We start from the raw sequence: 14,437 nt of genomic DNA, 5'->3' as shown, positions 1-14,437 counted from the left end.
GGCAATCTCGCCCGCGCACTGACCCCAAACACGACGCCACCCCCCCCCGTGGGGCACGTGGTTGTCACTTTCCCGCGTGGGATGTGACAACGACGTGCCCCTCGGCGTCGTTTTGGGCGTTAGAGGTGGTCGCGCCAGGAGTGTTGGGGGGCGTAGCCGAGGAGGCGGCGGGCCTTGTCGATCGAGAGGAGGGTGTCGTTGTTGTCGAGGTCGTCGCGCTTCAGCGGGACGCCGGGGAAGACCTCGGCGACGAGTTCGGCGTTCGAGCGGGTCATGACGGTGTCGGCGGCGGCGATGATGAAGCGGTCGAAGCCGGTGGTGTCCCACTCCAGCGCCTTCTGGATGGCGTGAGCGCCGTCGCGGGCGTCGATGTAGCCCCAGAGGTTCCACTTGCGGCCGCCGGCGTCCGCGTCGTACGACGGGAAGGCGGCATAGTCGGCCGGCTCCATCACGTTCGAGAAGCGCAGCGCCACGATCTTCAGGGACGGGTCCCAGCGCACCAGCTCGATCGCCATCTGCTCCTCGAGGTGCTTGACCAGGGAGTAGGTGGACTCCGGGCGGGCCGGGTAGTCCTCGTCCACCGGGATGTAGGGCGGCGGCACGTCGAACGGGAGGCCGAGCACGGTCTCGCTGGACGCGTAGACGATGTTCTTGATGCCGGCCCTGCGGGCGGCCTGGAAGACGTTGTAGGTGACGCGGATGTTGTTGTGGAACGTGGCGACGTCGCTCAGGATGGCCGGCGCCGGGATCGCGGCCAGGTGCACGATGGCGTCGAAGCCGCCGTGCGCGTCGTCCACCCCGAGGATCGCGTCGATGGTCTGGCCGTAGTCGGTCAGGTCGACGCGCACGAAGCCGGGGCCGCGGTCCCCCGTCGCGTCCAGGTTGACGACGGTGTGACCCGCCGCGCGTAGTTCGCGGACGACTGTGCGCCCGAGCTTGCCCGATCCTCCGGTGACTGCGATGTCCATACAGGCGAGTCTACGGACTCAGAACCAGTCGCTCTCCCGGACCTGGCGCATGGCCTCGCGGCGGGTGTCCTTGTCGAGTCGGTCGAGGTAGAGCTTCCCGTCGAGGTGGTCGGTCTCGTGCTGCAGCGCCTGCGCCATCACGCCGGTGCCGCTGAGCTCGATCTCTTCGCCGTCCAGGTCGACGCCGCGCACGCGCGCGAACGGGTAGCGGGCGGTCTTGAACCACAGGCCCGGCACCGACAGGCAGCCCTCCTCCACCAGCTCGGGCTCGCCGGAGACCTCCACGAGCTCGGGATTGATGATGTAGCCGACCTCGCCGTCCACGTTGTAGCTGAACGCCCGGAGGCCGACGCCGATCTGCGGGGCCGCGACACCCGCGCGGCCCGGCGCGATGACGCTGTCGATCAGGTCCTCGACCAGGCCGCGGACGCCCTCGTCGATGGCGCCGACAGGCGCGGACGGGGTCTTCAGGACGGGGTCGCCGAACAGGCGGATCTGACGTTCGGTCACGGGGATCTCCTCGGGCGCGGGATGCGCGGGGTGGGACGGGAGCGGATCAGCGGATCACGGGCGCTCAGCGGGCAGGCCCTCCACCACGAGCGCGGCGAGCGCCCGGGCGGACAGCTTGGTCAGGGGCTTGAGGTCCTTCCAGTTGACCACGGAGCCGGCGGCGAGCTGCGGGTCGTACGGGATGCGGACGATCTCGCGCACGCGCGAGCGGAAGTGCGACTCGATCTCCTCGAGCTTCACCAGGTTGGTCGCGTGGGTGGCGGTGTTGAGGGCGACGACGGCGTTGCGGACCAGGTCCGTGTAGCCGTTCGCCTCCAGCCAGGTGAGCGTCTCGGACGCCAGGCGCGCCTCGTCGACGCTGCCGCCGGAGACGATCACGATCTCGTCCGCGCGCTGCAGCGTGGCCCGCATCACCGAGTGGACGATGCCGGTGCCGCAGTCGGTCAGCACGATCGAGTAGAACCGGGCTGCCAGGTCGGCGACGACGTTGTAGTCGTTCTCGTCGAACGCCTCGGACAGCATCGGGTCGGTGTCGGAGGCGAGGATGTCGAGCCGGGTCTCGTCGCGCGAGACGAGCGCGGAGAAGTCGGTGAAGCCGCCGATGCTCGCGGCCTTGTGCACGACGTCGCGCACGGTCGCGCGGGTCTGCTTGGGGACGCGCTCGGAGAGCGTGCCGCGGTCGGGGTTGGCGTCGACCGCGATGATGCGGTCCTCGCGCGCGTCGGCCAGTGCCATCCCGAGCAGCGTCGTGACGGTGGTCTTGCCGACCCCGCCCTTGCGGGTGAGCACCGGGACGAAGCGCGTGCCGCCCTCGAACGCCTTCTGGATGCGGTGGTCGAGCTCCTTGCGGGCGCGCACCTTGGCGGAGTCGCCCAGGTTCACCGTGCGGAACGTCGTGTTGTAGACGAAGCGCTGCCACGGCCCCTCCGGGCCGGGTCGCGTCTTGCGGTTGACCTCCAGCAGGCGGTCGGCGGTCAGCATCGCGGCCGGCTCGGGCTGCGGCGAGTGCTCGCCGCGCAGGCGGTCGCGGCGCGACTGGGAGTAGGCGTCCTGGCCGGGCAGCGGCGCGACGCCGTCGCCGTGGGCGGTGTCCTGCGTCGGCGTCGGGCCGGTCGCCAGCCGCGAGGCGACGATGGCGACGGACATGGTGGTCGGCTCGGTCGGCGATGCGACGAAGCCGGGGTCGACCGGGACGTCGTCGATCGCGACGGCGGCCTCGTCCTCCGGCACCTCCTGGGGCGGAGCGGGAGGCAGGTCGACGGCGATGCTCAGCTTGGTGTCGATCTCGAGCGGGGACGGCCTGAACGCCGGCTCGACGTCCCGGGCGAGGTCGCCGTGTTCCGGCTCCTCTGGCTTGTCTGCCACGCGTGCACTCCTCCTGCCGCTCGACGGCGGCGACTGCGACAGTTTACCGGGCGGCCGCCCGCCTCGACAGCGAGCGCTCCGCGCCGGACGCGCCGCAGCGCTCCCCGCACGGGCGGAGAGCGCTGCGGACGGGCCGGTCAGGCGGGGGTGATGACGACCAGGAGGTCGCCCGCGTCCACCTGCTGGGTCTTCGGGATGGCGAGGCGCTCGATCGTGCCGGCGACGGGTGCGGTGATCCCCGCCTCCATCTTCATGGCCTCGATCGACGCGACGGCCTGGCCCGCTGCGACGACGTCGCCGGGGACAACGTGCAGCGTCACGACGCCCGAGAACGGCGCGGCCACGTGACCGGGCTTGGCCGAGTCGGCCTTCTCGGCCGCCTTCGTCTCGACGGTGATGCTGCGGTCGCGCACGAACACCGGCCGGAGCTGGCCGTTGAGCGTGGTCATGACCGTGCGCATGCCCTTGTCGTCGGCTTCGCCGATGGCCTCCAGGCCGATGTAGAGCCGCACGCCCTTGCTGAACTCGATGACGTGCTCCTCGCCGGCGCCGAGGCCGTAGAGGTAGTCGATCGAGTCGACCACCGACAGGTCCCCGAAGAGCTCCCGCATCTGCTCGTAGATGCGCGTGGGAGCGGGGAAGAGCAGGCGGTTGAGCGTCGCCCGGCGCTCGATGCTGGAGCCCTCCAGCGCCTCCGCGTCGGAGGCGGGCAGGTCCTCGACGCCGACCTTGACGGTCTTGCCCGCCAGCACCTTCGTGCGGAACGGCTCCGGCCAACCGCCGGGCAGCTCGCCCAGCTCGCCGGCCATGAAGCCGACGACCGAGTCCGGGATGTCGTAGTTCTGCGGGTTCTCGGCGAAGTCGTCCGGGTCGGCCCGCACGGCCGCCAGGTGCAGGGCGAGGTCGCCGACCACCTTCGACGACGGCGTGACCTTGGGGATGCGCCCCAGGATCCGGTTCGCCGCGGCGTACATGTCCTCGACCAGCTCGAAGTCCTCCGCGAGGCCGAGCGCCTTGGCCTGCTGGCGCAGGTTGGAGAGCTGGCCGCCAGGGATCTCGTGCTTGTAGACGCGACCGGTGGGGCCGGGCAGGCCCGACTCGAACGGGCGGTAGACCTGGCGCACGGCCTCCCAGTACGGCTCGAGGTCCTCGACCGCGGTCAGCGAGATGCCGGTGTCGCGCTCGGTGTGGGCCAGGGCCGCGACGAGGGCGGAGGCGCTCGGCTGGCTGGTGGTGCCGGCCATCGGCGCGCTGGCCACGTCCACCGCGTCGGCGCCGGCGCGCGAGGCAGCGAGCAGCGTCGCGAGCTGGCCGCCCGGGGTGTCGTGCGTGTGGACGTGCACCGGGAGGTCGAACCGCTCGCGGAACGCCGCCACCAGCTTCTCGGCGGCGGACGGGCGCAGCAGGCCGGCCATGTCCTTGATCGCGAGGATGTGCGCGCCGGACTCCACGATCTGCTCCGCCAGGCGCAGGTAGTAGTCGAGCGTGTAGAGGTCCTCGGCCGGGTCGAGCAGGTCGCCGGTGTAGCAGACCGCGACCTCCGCGATGGCCGAGCCGGTGGCGAGCACCGACTCGATCGCGGGGCGCATCTGCGACACGTCGTTGAGCGCGTCGAAGATGCGGAAGATGTCGACGCCGGTCGCCGCGGCCTCCCGCACGAACGCGTCGGTCACCTGGGTGGGGTACGGGGTGTAGCCGACGGTGTTGCGGCCGCGCAGCAGCATCTGGATGTTGATGTTCGGCAGCGCCTCGCGCAGCGACGCGAGCCGCTCCCACGGGTCCTCGCCGAGGAATCGCAGCGCGACGTCGTACGTCGCGCCGCCCCAGGCCTCCACCGACAACAGCTCGGGGGTGAGCCGGGCGACGTAGGGCGCCACGGCCAGGAGGTCCTTGGTGCGCACGCGGGTCGCCAGCAGCGACTGGTGCGCGTCCCGGAAGGTGGTCTCCGTGACCGCGAGCGCGGTCTGCGCGCGCAGCGCCTCGGCGAAGCCCTTCGGGCCGAGCTCCAGCAGCTTCTGGCGCGAGCCGGACGGCGCGGGCACGCTGAGGTCGAGGCGCGGCAGCTTCTCCACCGGGTCGGCGACCTCCGGCCGCGGGCCGTTGGGCTGGTTGACGGTGACGTCGGCCAGCCAGTTGAGCACCTTGGTTCCGCGGTCCTTGGACTCGCGGCCCTTGAAGAGCTGCGGGCGCTCCTCGATGAACGAGGTGGAGACGTTGCCCGCGATGAAGTCCGGATCCTCCATGACCGCCTGCAGGAACGGGATGTTCGTGGCCACGCCGCGGACGCGGAACTCGGCCAGTGCCCGCCGCGCGCGCAGCACGGCGGCCGGGAAGTCGCGGCCCCGGGTGATGAGCTTGGCGAGCATCGAGTCGAAGTGCGGGCTGATCTGCGCGCCGGGGTTGATCGTGCCGCCGTCCAGGCGGATGCCGGCGCCGCCCGGCGAGCGGTAGGTCGTGATCTTGCCGGTGTCTGGGCGGAACCCGGCGGTCGGGTCCTCCGTGGTGATGCGGCACTGGAGGGCCGCACCGCGCATCTGCACCGTGTCCTGGCTGAGGCCGAGGTCGGCGAGGGTGTCCCCCGCCGCGATGCGGATCTGCGACTGCACGAGGTCGACGTCGGTGATCTCCTCGGTGACCGTGTGCTCCACCTGGATGCGCGGGTTCATCTCGATGAAGACATGCTCACCCGCACGGTCACCCGCGGTGTCGAGCAGGAACTCGACGGTGCCGGCGTTCTCGTAGCCGATCGACTTCGCGAAGGCGATGGCGTCGCGGTACAGCGACTGGCGGATGTCGTCCGAGAGGTTCGGCGCTGGAGCGATCTCGACCACCTTCTGGTGGCGGCGCTGCACCGAGCAGTCGCGCTCGAACAGGTGGATGGTGTCGCCGGTGGAGTCGGCGAGGATCTGGACCTCGATGTGGCGCGGCCGCAGCACGGCCTGCTCCAGGAACATGGTCGCGTCGCCGAACGCGCTGTCGGCCTCGCGCATGGCCTCCTCGAGCGACGCGCGCAGGTCCTCCTTGGTGGCGACCCGGCGCATGCCGCGGCCGCCGCCCCCGGCGACCGCCTTGGCGAAGATCGGGAACCCGATCGCGTCCGCTCCCGCGAGCAGCTCCTCGATGTCGCGCGACGGCGGGGTGGACTTCAGGACGGGGACGCCCGCGGCGATGGCGTGCTCCTTCGCCGTCACCTTGTTGCCGGCCATCTCGAGCACCTCGGCGCGCGGGCCGATGAACGCGATGCCCGCCGCGCGGGCGGCCTCGGCCAGCTCCGGGTTCTCGGAGAGGAAGCCGTAACCGGGGTAGATCGCGTCCGCGCCGGACTCCTTGGCGACCCTGATGATCTCCTGCACATCCAGGTACGCGCGCACCGGGTGCCCCGGCTCGCCGATCTGGTAGGCCTCATCCGCCTTCAGCCGGTGCATCGAGTTGCGGTCTTCGTAAGGGAAGACGGCGACCGTGGCGGCGCCCAGTTCGTAGGCGGCGCGGAAGGCCCTGATGGCGATTTCACCGCGATTGGCAACGAGGATCTTACGGAACATGGGGACCTTTCGAGCAGGGGTCGGCACCACACAGCAAACGGTTAGGTAGTCCAAGACTAGTGAAGGTAACGTGGCTGTCGTGCACGTACTCAGCGTTAGTTCCCTCAAGGGCGGTGTCGGAAAGACCACGGTGACACTTGGTCTGGCCTCGGCGGCGTTCGCGAAAGGGCTCCGTACGCTGGTCGTCGACCTCGACCCGCAGTCCGACGTCTCGACCGGCATGGACATCCAGGTCGCCGGTCACCTCAACGTGGCCGACGTGCTCGCCTCCCCCAAGGAGAAGATCGTCCGCGCGGCGATCGCGCCCTCCGGCTGGACCAGGGGCCGCGCGGGCAAGGTCGATGTCATGATCGGCAGCCCGTCCGCCATCAACTTCGACGGCCCGCACCCGAGCATCCGCGACATCTGGAAGCTCGAGGAGGCTCTGGCCAATGTCGAGCACGACTACGAGCTGGTGCTGATCGACTGCGCCCCGTCACTGAACGCGCTCACCCGCACGGCGTGGGCGGCCAGCGACCGCGTGGCGGTCGTGACCGAGCCCGGCCTGTTCTCTGTGGCCGCCGCCGACCGCGCGCTTCGCGCGATCGAGGAGATCCGCCGCGGACTCTCGCCGCGCCTCCAGCCGCTCGGCATCATCGTCAACCGCGCCCGCGTGCAGTCGCTGGAGCACCAGTTCCGCATCAAGGAGCTGCGCGACATGTTCGGCCCGCTGGTGCTCGCGCCCCAGCTCCCCGAGCGCACCTCGCTTCAGCAGGCGCAGGGCGCCGCGAAGCCGCTGCACGTCTGGCCGGGTGAAAGTGCGCAGGAGATGGCGCACAACTTCGACATGCTCCTGGAGCGCGTCCTCCGCACCGCCAAAATCGGCGAGTACGCAGTAGCCGGCAACTAACCCACCGCCGAGTACGCGGATTATCGACGTACTCGACGGTCAGTGGGGTGCGGGCTGCTAGGAGGCCTTGGACTTCGAGGCGCGGCGGGCGGCTAGCTCGTCGAGGTCCTCGCCCTGGGTGTCGAGCTCGACGAGGGAGGACTCCACCTCGCGGAGGACCTTGCCGACGGCGATGCCGAACACGCCCTGGCCGCGGCTGACCAGGTCGATGACCTCGTCGTTCGACGTGCACAGGTAGACGCTCGCGCCGTCGCTCATCAGCGTGGTCTGGGCCAGGTCGTTGACCCCCGACTCGCGGAGCTGGTTGACGGCGGTGCGGATCTGCTGCAGCGAGATGCCGGTGTCGAGGAGGCGCTTGACCAGCTTGAGCACGAGGATGTCGCGGAAGCCGTACAGGCGCTGCGAGCCGGAGCCGGCCGCGCCGCGGACCGTGGGCTCCACGAGGCCGGTGCGCGCCCAGTAGTCGAGCTGGCGGTAGGAGATGCCGGCCGCGCGGGCCGCGACGGCGCCGCGGTAGCCGTTGGCGTCGTCCATCTCGGGGAGGCCGTCGGTGAACAACAGCCCCAGGTCGTACCGGGCGGCGTCGTTGTCACGACTCAGTTCGCTCATGATGACTGCCCCTCGGTTGACGGATCGTGCGCTTCATGATGAGGCGCTTCAACCACGGTACCCATCCCCCGGTCGCCGGGCAACGACATCCGGAAAACGTCCTCGGCGTGTCGAGCCGGTCAGGGCTGGAGGCGGGTCAGGGCGGCGCGGATGATGCTGCCCCTGACCACGTCGAGCTGCCCGGCGATCTCGCGGGCGAGCTCGGCGGTCTGCGGTCCCGCCGTCACGTCCTTGCGGCGCGCGAGCGGCACGAGAGCGGTCTCGATCAGCCCGATCTCGCGCTCGGCCGCCGCGCGGAAGCCGCGCAGGTGGCGCGGACCGATACCGGTGCGGGACAGCTCCGCGAGCGCACGGAGGACGGTCAACGTGTCCTCGCCGTAGACCTCGGCCGGCACGATCAGCGACGCGCTGACGGCCTCCTGCAGCAGCTCGGGCGTCGCGCCCGCCTCGCGGAGCAGCTCGTCGCGGTGGAACCGTCGGCCGGCCGGGAGCATCGATCCTGAGCCCTCGCGCGCGCCTCCCGGCAGCGGCGGGTTCTCGCCCGCGTCGACCGCGGCGAGGTACTTCTTGATGACTTTGAGCGGGAGGTAGTTGTCCCGCTGCATCGCCAGCACGGTGTGCAGCCGCTCCACGTCGGCGGGCGAGAACTTGCGGTAGCCCGACGCCGTGCGCGACGGCGCGATGAGCCCGCGCTCCTCGAGGAAGCGCAGCTTGGACGACGACAGGTCCGGGAACTCGGGGGTCAGGCGCGCCAGCACCTGGCCGATCGAGAGCAGTGCGGGCGAGGCCGTGTGCGCCCTCGCTGCTTGCCGGGCCACTGCTTCGTTAGTTCTTCGCCGCGGCGGCGAGGTCTTGCCGTGAGGCGTAGAACGTGAGCCGGAACTTGCCGATCTGGACCTCGGACGAGTCGCTGAGCAGGGCGCTCTCGATGCGCACGCCGTCGTAGTACGTGCCGTTGAGCGAGCCCAGGTCGCGGACCTCGAAGGCCGTGCCGCGGCGCGTGAACTCCGCGTGCCGGCGCGAGACGGTCACGTCGTCGAGGAAGATGTCGGCGTTCGGGTGGCGGCCCGCGCTGGTGACATCGGCGTCGAGGAGGAACCGGGCTCCCGTGTTGGGACCGCGCCGCACGATGAGCAGGGCGGAGCCCGAAGGCAGCGCCGCGATCGCCTCCTGCTCCTCCGGGCTGATCTCACCGTCCATCGGGAACATCTTGGAGATGAACTCCTCGCCGAAGCGCGCGGTCGTGTCCTCGTTCCCCGTCGCGGCGTCGCGCAGGGGGTTCTCGGCGTCGCGGCCGTCGTCGGCAGCAGAAGCCCATTCAGGGTAGTTCTCGTCAGGCACCGTCAACCTCCTCGTGGTCAAGCCTATCGGAATGTGGCCCGATGTCATCGGCCGGGAGGCGGATGACCCGTGCGGTCTCCCGAATGTAGACGATGCCGGCCCACCAGTAGAGGAAGGCGCCCCACAGTGCGAAGGCCCAGCCGAGCGGCAGCGAGTACGGCGCGAGCGGGTCGAATGCCTCCCCCAGCATGAGCAGCGGGAGTGCGCAGAACAGGCAGAACGTGGCGACCTTGCCGAGCTGGTGGACGGGCAGCGGACCGTAGCCGTGGTTCGCCAGGATCACCCCGAGGACCGCCAGCATGACGTCGCGCGCGAGGATCACCGCCACCAGCCACCAGGGGATGACCTCCCGCCAGGCCAGGCCGACGAGGGCGGCGAAGATGTAGAGGCGGTCGGCGGCCGGGTCGAGGAGCTGCCCGAGCCGGGACACCTGATTCAGCTTCCTGGCGAGCCAGCCGTCGAGGAAGTCGGTGATGCTGGAGACGACGAGGACGAGGAGGGCGAGAGCGTCCTCCCCCGTGATCACGAACGCCAGGAACACCGGCACCAGAGCGAGCCGGAAGAAGCTGAGGACGTTCGGGATCGTCCACACGCGCGAGCTCACCGCGCCGACTGCATCCACGATTCCACTCTACTGACCGTGGTCCTCCCGTCGAGGGAGGCCTGCGACCCTAGGATGTGGGGCGTGGAGCCCTTCTTCGTGTGCCTCTGGATCCTCGCGGGCGTGTGCGCCGCGACCTGGGTGCTGTCGCTGATCACGGGCGAGCACTCCTGGGTGGACCGGATCTGGTCGCTCGTGCCCGTCGTCTACGTGTGGGTGTTCGCCATCGCGGCCGGCCTCCAGGACGCCAGGCTCGACCTGATGGCGGGGCTCGTGACGCTGTGGGGCGCGCGGCTGACCTTCAACTTCGCGCGCAAGGGCGGCTACGCGCCGGGCGGCGAGGACTACCGCTGGGTGGTGCTGCGCGGCCGGATGGGCCGCGGCGCCTTCGCGGTCTTCAACCTGTTCTTCATCGTGATCTACCAGAACGTGCTGCTCCTGCTGATCGCCCTCCCGGCCTGGACCGCGTTCCAGCACCCGACGCCGCTGAACGGCTTCGACCTCGTGTGCGCCGTGCTGTTCCTGGTGCTGCTCGTGGGCGAGACCGTCGCCGACCAGCAGCAGTGGGCGTTCCACCAGTGGAAGAAGGCGGAGGTCGTCGCCGGGCGCGAGCCGAGCCCGCGCTTCCTGCAGACCGGGCTGTTCCGGTTCTCGCGGCATCCCAACTTCTTCTGCGAGCAGGCGCAGTGGTGGGTGGTCTTCCTGTTCGGCTGCGCGGCGGCCGGCTCGCTGCTGCAGTGGACCGTGATCGGGCCGCTGCTGCTCACGGGCCTCTTCATCGGCTCGACGGTATTCACCGAGAGCATCTCGCGCTCGCGGTATCCCGAGTACGCGGAGTATCAGCGCCGCACGTCGCCGATCGTGCCGTGGTTCCCGCGCCGCGGCGGGGAGGCCGTCACGGCGCGGTCGTGACGGCGCGCGAAGGACGTTGGAAGGCCTCCCGCATGTGGTCGGAGTCGAGGTAGTCGGCCACGCCGATCAGGATGAGGCTGAACACGATCTGCTCGGTCACCATCCAGAACGGGTAGAGACCGGGGATCGCCGCCAGCACGAGCGTGACGACGGGGAAGATCTTCGAGAACAGCCGCAGCCGCGAGTAGGCCCAGTAATAACCCTTCTGCGCGCGCCAGGCGAAGTAGAACAGCGTGACGGTCATGCCGAGCACGACGACCGAGCGCATCCAGACCGCGAACGGGACGGGCGCGCCGTCGAGCGTGAGCACCAGCGCGATCACGACGGCGGTGGTGCCGACGACGAGCTCGGCGACCAGCAGCCAGGCGATGACGACGAACGCGCGGCGCGTCCGCGGGTGGTCGCGCCCCTCCTCCGGGACGGTGTAACCGGCGTGGCGTCCGCCCGCGATCCGGTCGAGCCGTCGGAGCAGTGAATCCATGTGTTCACGGTAACGTGACGCGGCTGGGAGATGCTTCCACCTTTCGATGGATCCAGCGCGTACGGTTGGATCCATGTCCTGCATCCGCTTCAACACCCCCGCTCAGCGCCAGGCCATGCGCGACCACAGCCCCGCGATGCTGACGGCCGAGGAGGCCGCTGCGCTGCACCCGGCGCCGGAGTTCACGGAGAGCAAGCTGCGCCGGCTGCGGCTGCTGGCGACGGACCAGAATCCGAAGATCCGGGAGGCCGTGGCGTCCAGCTACAACACGCCTCTCGACCTGTTCGAGACGCTCGCGAAAGACCCCGACGAGGGCGTCCGCGGCTGCGTCGCGAAGAACGAGGCGACGCCGTGCGACATCCTGCGCTCGCTGGCGGGCGACCGGTCGGAGACGGTGCGCGGCTGGGTCGCGGTCAACTACTCCGTGCCCGCGGACGTGATGGAGAAGCTGGCGAAGGATCGCAGCAGGACTGTGCGCAGCCTGGTGAAGTGGAAGGCGCAGCTCGCCGAGGAGGAGAGCGCGGAGGGCACTGTCGAACGGGCGCAGGAGCCCGCCCTGCGCCCATGACCGGCCCGGCCATGACGAGCGTCCGCGTCGACGCCTGGGCGTGGGCGGTGCGGCTCTACAAGACGCGCTCGGCGGCCTCCACCGCGTGCAAGGCCGGGCACCTGAAGGTGAACGGCGACCGGGCGAAGCCGTCGCAGCAGGTGAAGGTGGGCGACGAGGTGCGCGCCTACGTCGGCGGCACGGAGAAGATCTACATAGCCCGAAAGCTGATCGTGAAGCGCGTCGGCGCGGCGGTCGCGGCCGACTGCTTCGAGGACCTGACGCCTCCCCCGCCGCCGAAGACCGAGACGCCGTCGGACGTCACCCGCGAGCGCGGGTCCGGCCGCCCGACCAAGCGCGACCGCCGCCTGCTGGACCAGCTCCGGGGCCATTGATGGCGGTGGCGCGGGTGGGGATCTCCGGATGGACGTACGCGCCCTGGCGCGGCGTCTTCTACCCGAAGGGCCTGCCGCACCGCGCCGAGCTCGAGTACGCGTCGCAGCGGCTCAACTCGATCGAGCTCAACGGCAGCTTCTACGCGCTGCAGAAGCCCTCCAGCTTCCGCACCTGGGCGGCGAGCACGCCGGACGACTTCGTCTTCTCGGTGAAGGGCGGGCGCTACATCACGCACATCCTGCGCCTGAAGAACGCGCGGGCGGCCGTGGCCAACCTGTTCGCCTCCGGGGTGCTGACCCTCGGCCCCAAGCTCGGCCCGCTGCTCTGGCAGCTCCCGCCGAACCTGCAGTTCGACGCCGAGGCGCTGGATGCGTTCCTGGGGGTGCTGCCGAAGACGACCGCGGAGGCGCGCGCGCTGGCCGCGGACACGACCCTGGAGCAGGACCGGACCGACTACTCCGGAGCGGACGAGCGGCCGCTCCGGCACGCGGTGGAGGCACGGCACGCGAGCTTCACCGACCCCGCGTTCCCGCGCCTCTGCCGCGCGCACGGTGTCGCGGTGGTGCTCGCGGACACGGCAGGGCGCTACCCGGTGCTGCGGGAGACGACGGCGGACTTCGTCTACGTGCGCCTGCACGGCGACCAGGAGCTGTACGCGAGCGGGTACACCGACGAGGCCCTCGACCGCTGGGCCGGCGAACTGCGCGGACGGCTGGCGGACGGGCTGGACGTGTACGCGTACTTCGACAACGACCTGAAGGTGCGGGCGCCGTACGACGCGATGGGGCTGCTGGGGAGGCTGCGCTAGCCCGCCAGCACCGACATCACATTCCCCGCCGGGTCGCGGAACCAGGCGATGTCCGGTCCGCGGTTCGCCGCCCGGCCGCGCGCGATGCCCTTCTCGTCGGTGTGGAGGTCTTCGTCGTCGTAGATCTTGGTGACGACGCCTTTCGCGTTGAGGTCGTCGACGGCGACGTCGATGTCGTCCACCGCGAGGTTCAGGATCGTGTAGCTCGCCGGGGTGTGGTCCGGCTTCGGGTAGACGAAGACGTGGCCGCCGCTCGGGAGGGCGATGTCGAGGTTGCCGCCGGGCCCCTCCGTCACCTCCAGACCGAGGGCATCGCGGTAGAAGTCGCGGGCGGCGTCGATGTCGTTCACGCTGAAACCGCTGAAGATGTCGAGTGCGTTGACCATGGCGCCCACTCTGCCCCAGCGGGGCGACGGAGTCTAGACGAAGCGCACGGCCTCCTGCAGCCGCGGCCGCAGCTCGAAGGCGCGGTCGACGCTCGCGCGGCCGGCGGCGTCGGCGCCGTCGCGGAGGATCTTGGGCAGCAGCGAGCGCCGGACCACGGTCGCGCCGGCCAGCCTCCCGCGCTGCACGACGTCGAGCGGCACGGCGAGGGCGTCGTCCGGGACGACCACGATCAGGCCGGTGAAGCGCACGCCCGCCTGGCGGCCGAAGCTCTTCGCCGAGTTGTGCAGCTCGTGGAAGGGCTCCTCATCGTGCGCGATCCCGGAGCCGACCAGTTCGCCCTTGGCGAGCTTGACGGGGCTCCCCCAGTCGGCGGAGCGGATCGCGAACAGGCCGGCGGGGCCGAGGACGATGTGGTCGAGCTTGGCGTCGGTGGCGGGGTGCACGGCCACGTCGTTCCAGATCGTGAAGCCGATGCCGAGGCCGGAGACAGCGCGGGCTGTCGCCTCCTCGGCGAGCGCCTCCGCGAGCAGCAGTCGGATCTCGCGCGGCGCGGAGCGCACCAGCCCCGGGTCGTACGGGTCGGCGAGGTCGGTGCCGCGGCCCATCCACTCGCGCATCAGGGTGAGGAAGCGCTCGCGGGCGCGGCCGCCTGGGTGGCCGTAGCTGCGCGCGCGCACGGTCGGCCCGCGGCCCGCCGAGCGGGTGGGGTGCACGGTCGCGCTGAAGCCGCCGCCGCCCGACTCGCCGGAGACGGCGTCCACCACCAGGGACTCGCCGCGGTCGTAGCGCGCCCGGTCCTCCGGGTCGCCGACCTGCTCCCAGGCGAACTGAACGGCCTGGAACGCGGCGGCGGTTCCCCCGGTGTCGGGGTGCGTGAGCCGGGCGAGCCGGCGGTAGGCGCGGCGCAACTCCTCCTGGCTGACGGCCGCGCTGACGCCGAGCACCTCGTAGGCGCTCGGCGCGGCGGGACTGTCACTCATGGTTCACGAGAGTAGCGGGCGGATCCGCGAATTCGCTCGATTTCGATTGAGGACGGAATATGACCGCATGCCGCAATAGCCTGGCCTCACACCAACCGGAA

16 protein-coding genes are annotated in these 14,437 nt (G+C 70.7%); 5 read left to right on the top strand and 11 right to left on the bottom strand.

What is annotated here, in order from left to right:
- Positions 1–119: 119 nt before the first annotated feature.
- From ACFQ9V_RS15240 to ACFQ9V_RS15225, 4 genes are all read right to left on the bottom strand, one after another.
- Entirely contained in the window at positions 120–968 is an 849-nt protein-coding gene (locus ACFQ9V_RS15240; protein ID WP_382459969.1) for an NAD-dependent epimerase/dehydratase family protein, read from the bottom strand.
- Positions 969–986: 18 nt separating this feature from the next.
- A complete protein-coding gene (gene def / locus ACFQ9V_RS15235; RefSeq protein ID WP_382459968.1) occupies positions 987–1,478 on the bottom strand; it encodes a peptide deformylase in 492 nt (163 codons plus the stop codon).
- A gap of 54 nt (positions 1,479–1,532) precedes the next feature.
- The gene (locus ACFQ9V_RS15230; RefSeq protein ID WP_382459967.1) at positions 1,533–2,843 is read right to left on the bottom strand and encodes an AAA family ATPase; all 1,311 of its coding nucleotides are present in this window, start codon (positions 2,841–2,843) and stop codon (positions 1,533–1,535) included.
- 137 nt (positions 2,844–2,980) lie between these two features.
- On the bottom strand, positions 2,981–6,385 hold the full coding sequence (locus ACFQ9V_RS15225) for a pyruvate carboxylase (protein ID WP_382459966.1): 3,405 nt from the start codon (positions 6,383–6,385) through the stop codon (positions 2,981–2,983).
- 70 nt (positions 6,386–6,455) lie between these two features.
- Here ACFQ9V_RS15225 and ACFQ9V_RS15220 point away from each other — a divergent pair, with 70 nt between their 5' ends.
- A complete protein-coding gene (locus ACFQ9V_RS15220) occupies positions 6,456–7,274 on the top strand; it encodes a ParA family protein (protein WP_382459965.1) in 819 nt (272 codons plus the stop codon).
- Between the two features lie 57 nt (positions 7,275–7,331).
- On the opposite strand, the gene ACFQ9V_RS15215 is transcribed toward ACFQ9V_RS15220, so the two are convergent.
- From ACFQ9V_RS15215 to ACFQ9V_RS15200, 4 genes are all read right to left on the bottom strand, one after another.
- Positions 7,332–7,883 (bottom strand): MerR family transcriptional regulator, encoded by a 552-nt coding sequence (locus tag ACFQ9V_RS15215; protein ID WP_370054011.1) that lies wholly within the window; start codon positions 7,881–7,883, stop codon positions 7,332–7,334.
- Between the two features lie 119 nt (positions 7,884–8,002).
- Entirely contained in the window at positions 8,003–8,701 is a 699-nt protein-coding gene (locus ACFQ9V_RS15210; RefSeq protein ID WP_382459964.1) for a MerR family transcriptional regulator, read from the bottom strand.
- 7 nt (positions 8,702–8,708) lie between these two features.
- Positions 8,709–9,158 carry an FHA domain-containing protein gene (locus tag ACFQ9V_RS15205; protein ID WP_179609324.1) on the bottom strand — a complete coding sequence of 150 codons (450 nt, stop codon included), beginning with the start codon at positions 9,156–9,158 and terminating at the stop codon, positions 8,709–8,711.
- Between the two features lie 58 nt (positions 9,159–9,216).
- Positions 9,217–9,846: a CDP-alcohol phosphatidyltransferase family protein gene (locus ACFQ9V_RS15200; RefSeq protein WP_382459963.1), complete on the bottom strand. Its 630-nt coding sequence runs from the start codon at positions 9,844–9,846 to the stop codon at positions 9,217–9,219.
- A gap of 63 nt (positions 9,847–9,909) precedes the next feature.
- On the opposite strand from ACFQ9V_RS15200, the gene ACFQ9V_RS15195 reads away from it, so the two are divergent.
- Positions 9,910–10,737, top strand: a complete 828-nt coding sequence (locus ACFQ9V_RS15195; RefSeq protein WP_382459962.1) for a DUF1295 domain-containing protein — start codon at positions 9,910–9,912, stop codon at positions 10,735–10,737.
- Here the strand turns inward: ACFQ9V_RS15195 and ACFQ9V_RS15190 are convergent.
- On the bottom strand, positions 10,721–11,218 hold the full coding sequence (locus tag ACFQ9V_RS15190) for a hypothetical protein (protein WP_382459961.1): 498 nt from the start codon (positions 11,216–11,218) through the stop codon (positions 10,721–10,723). The two genes, ACFQ9V_RS15195 and ACFQ9V_RS15190, sit on opposite strands and share 17 nt — an antisense overlap.
- 73 nt (positions 11,219–11,291) lie before the next feature.
- On the opposite strand from ACFQ9V_RS15190, the gene ACFQ9V_RS15185 reads away from it, so the two are divergent.
- From ACFQ9V_RS15185 to ACFQ9V_RS15175, 3 genes are read left to right on the top strand one after another with little or no spacing between them, the layout of a single operon-like run.
- Entirely contained in the window at positions 11,292–11,786 is a 495-nt protein-coding gene (locus ACFQ9V_RS15185; RefSeq protein WP_382459960.1) for a hypothetical protein, read from the top strand.
- Positions 11,783–12,160, top strand: coding sequence for an RNA-binding S4 domain-containing protein (locus ACFQ9V_RS15180; protein ID WP_382459959.1), 378 nt, complete (start codon positions 11,783–11,785; stop codon positions 12,158–12,160). The genes ACFQ9V_RS15185 and ACFQ9V_RS15180 overlap by 4 nt, the downstream gene beginning before the upstream one ends.
- Positions 12,160–12,969, top strand: coding sequence for a DUF72 domain-containing protein (locus ACFQ9V_RS15175; RefSeq protein ID WP_382459958.1), 810 nt, complete (start codon positions 12,160–12,162; stop codon positions 12,967–12,969). The genes ACFQ9V_RS15180 and ACFQ9V_RS15175 overlap by 1 nt, the downstream gene beginning before the upstream one ends.
- Here the strand turns inward: ACFQ9V_RS15175 and ACFQ9V_RS15170 are convergent.
- Both ACFQ9V_RS15170 and ACFQ9V_RS15165 read right to left on the bottom strand, forming a co-directional pair.
- Positions 12,966–13,355: a VOC family protein gene (locus tag ACFQ9V_RS15170; RefSeq protein ID WP_382459957.1), complete on the bottom strand. Its 390-nt coding sequence runs from the start codon at positions 13,353–13,355 to the stop codon at positions 12,966–12,968. The two genes, ACFQ9V_RS15175 and ACFQ9V_RS15170, sit on opposite strands and share 4 nt — an antisense overlap.
- A gap of 33 nt (positions 13,356–13,388) precedes the next feature.
- Positions 13,389–14,336, bottom strand: a complete 948-nt coding sequence (locus ACFQ9V_RS15165) for a DnaJ domain-containing protein (protein WP_382459956.1) — start codon at positions 14,334–14,336, stop codon at positions 13,389–13,391.
- Positions 14,337–14,437: the final 101 nt, after the last annotated feature.

Source organism: Leifsonia sp. NPDC056665, assembly GCF_042791795.1.
Lineage (GTDB): Bacteria > Actinomycetota > Actinomycetes > Actinomycetales > Microbacteriaceae > Leifsonia.
Note: the sequence above shows the minus strand (reverse complement) of the source record. Positions and strands in the feature narration are given on the sequence as shown.

What these genes read in the sequence shown, in the direction of transcription:
- ACFQ9V_RS15240 (WP_382459969.1), bottom strand. Translation starts at nt 968, where the DNA reads ATGGACATCGCAGTCACCGGAGGATCGGGCAAGCTCGGGCGCACAGTC.
- ACFQ9V_RS15225 (WP_382459966.1), bottom strand. Translation starts at nt 6,385, where the DNA reads ATGTTCCGTAAGATCCTCGTTGCCAATCGCGGTGAAATCGCCATCAGG.
- ACFQ9V_RS15215 (WP_370054011.1), bottom strand. Translation starts at nt 7,883, where the DNA reads ATGAGCGAACTGAGTCGTGACAACGACGCCGCCCGGTACGACCTGGGG.
- ACFQ9V_RS15190 (WP_382459961.1), bottom strand. Translation starts at nt 11,218, where the DNA reads ATGGATTCACTGCTCCGACGGCTCGACCGGATCGCGGGCGGACGCCAC.
- ACFQ9V_RS15185 (WP_382459960.1), top strand. Translation starts at nt 11,292, where the DNA reads ATGTCCTGCATCCGCTTCAACACCCCCGCTCAGCGCCAGGCCATGCGC.
- ACFQ9V_RS15180 (WP_382459959.1), top strand. Translation starts at nt 11,783, where the DNA reads ATGACCGGCCCGGCCATGACGAGCGTCCGCGTCGACGCCTGGGCGTGG.
- ACFQ9V_RS15175 (WP_382459958.1), top strand. Translation starts at nt 12,160, where the DNA reads ATGGCGGTGGCGCGGGTGGGGATCTCCGGATGGACGTACGCGCCCTGG.
- ACFQ9V_RS15170 (WP_382459957.1), bottom strand. Translation starts at nt 13,355, where the DNA reads ATGGTCAACGCACTCGACATCTTCAGCGGTTTCAGCGTGAACGACATC.
- ACFQ9V_RS15165 (WP_382459956.1), bottom strand. Translation starts at nt 14,336, where the DNA reads ATGAGTGACAGTCCCGCCGCGCCGAGCGCCTACGAGGTGCTCGGCGTC.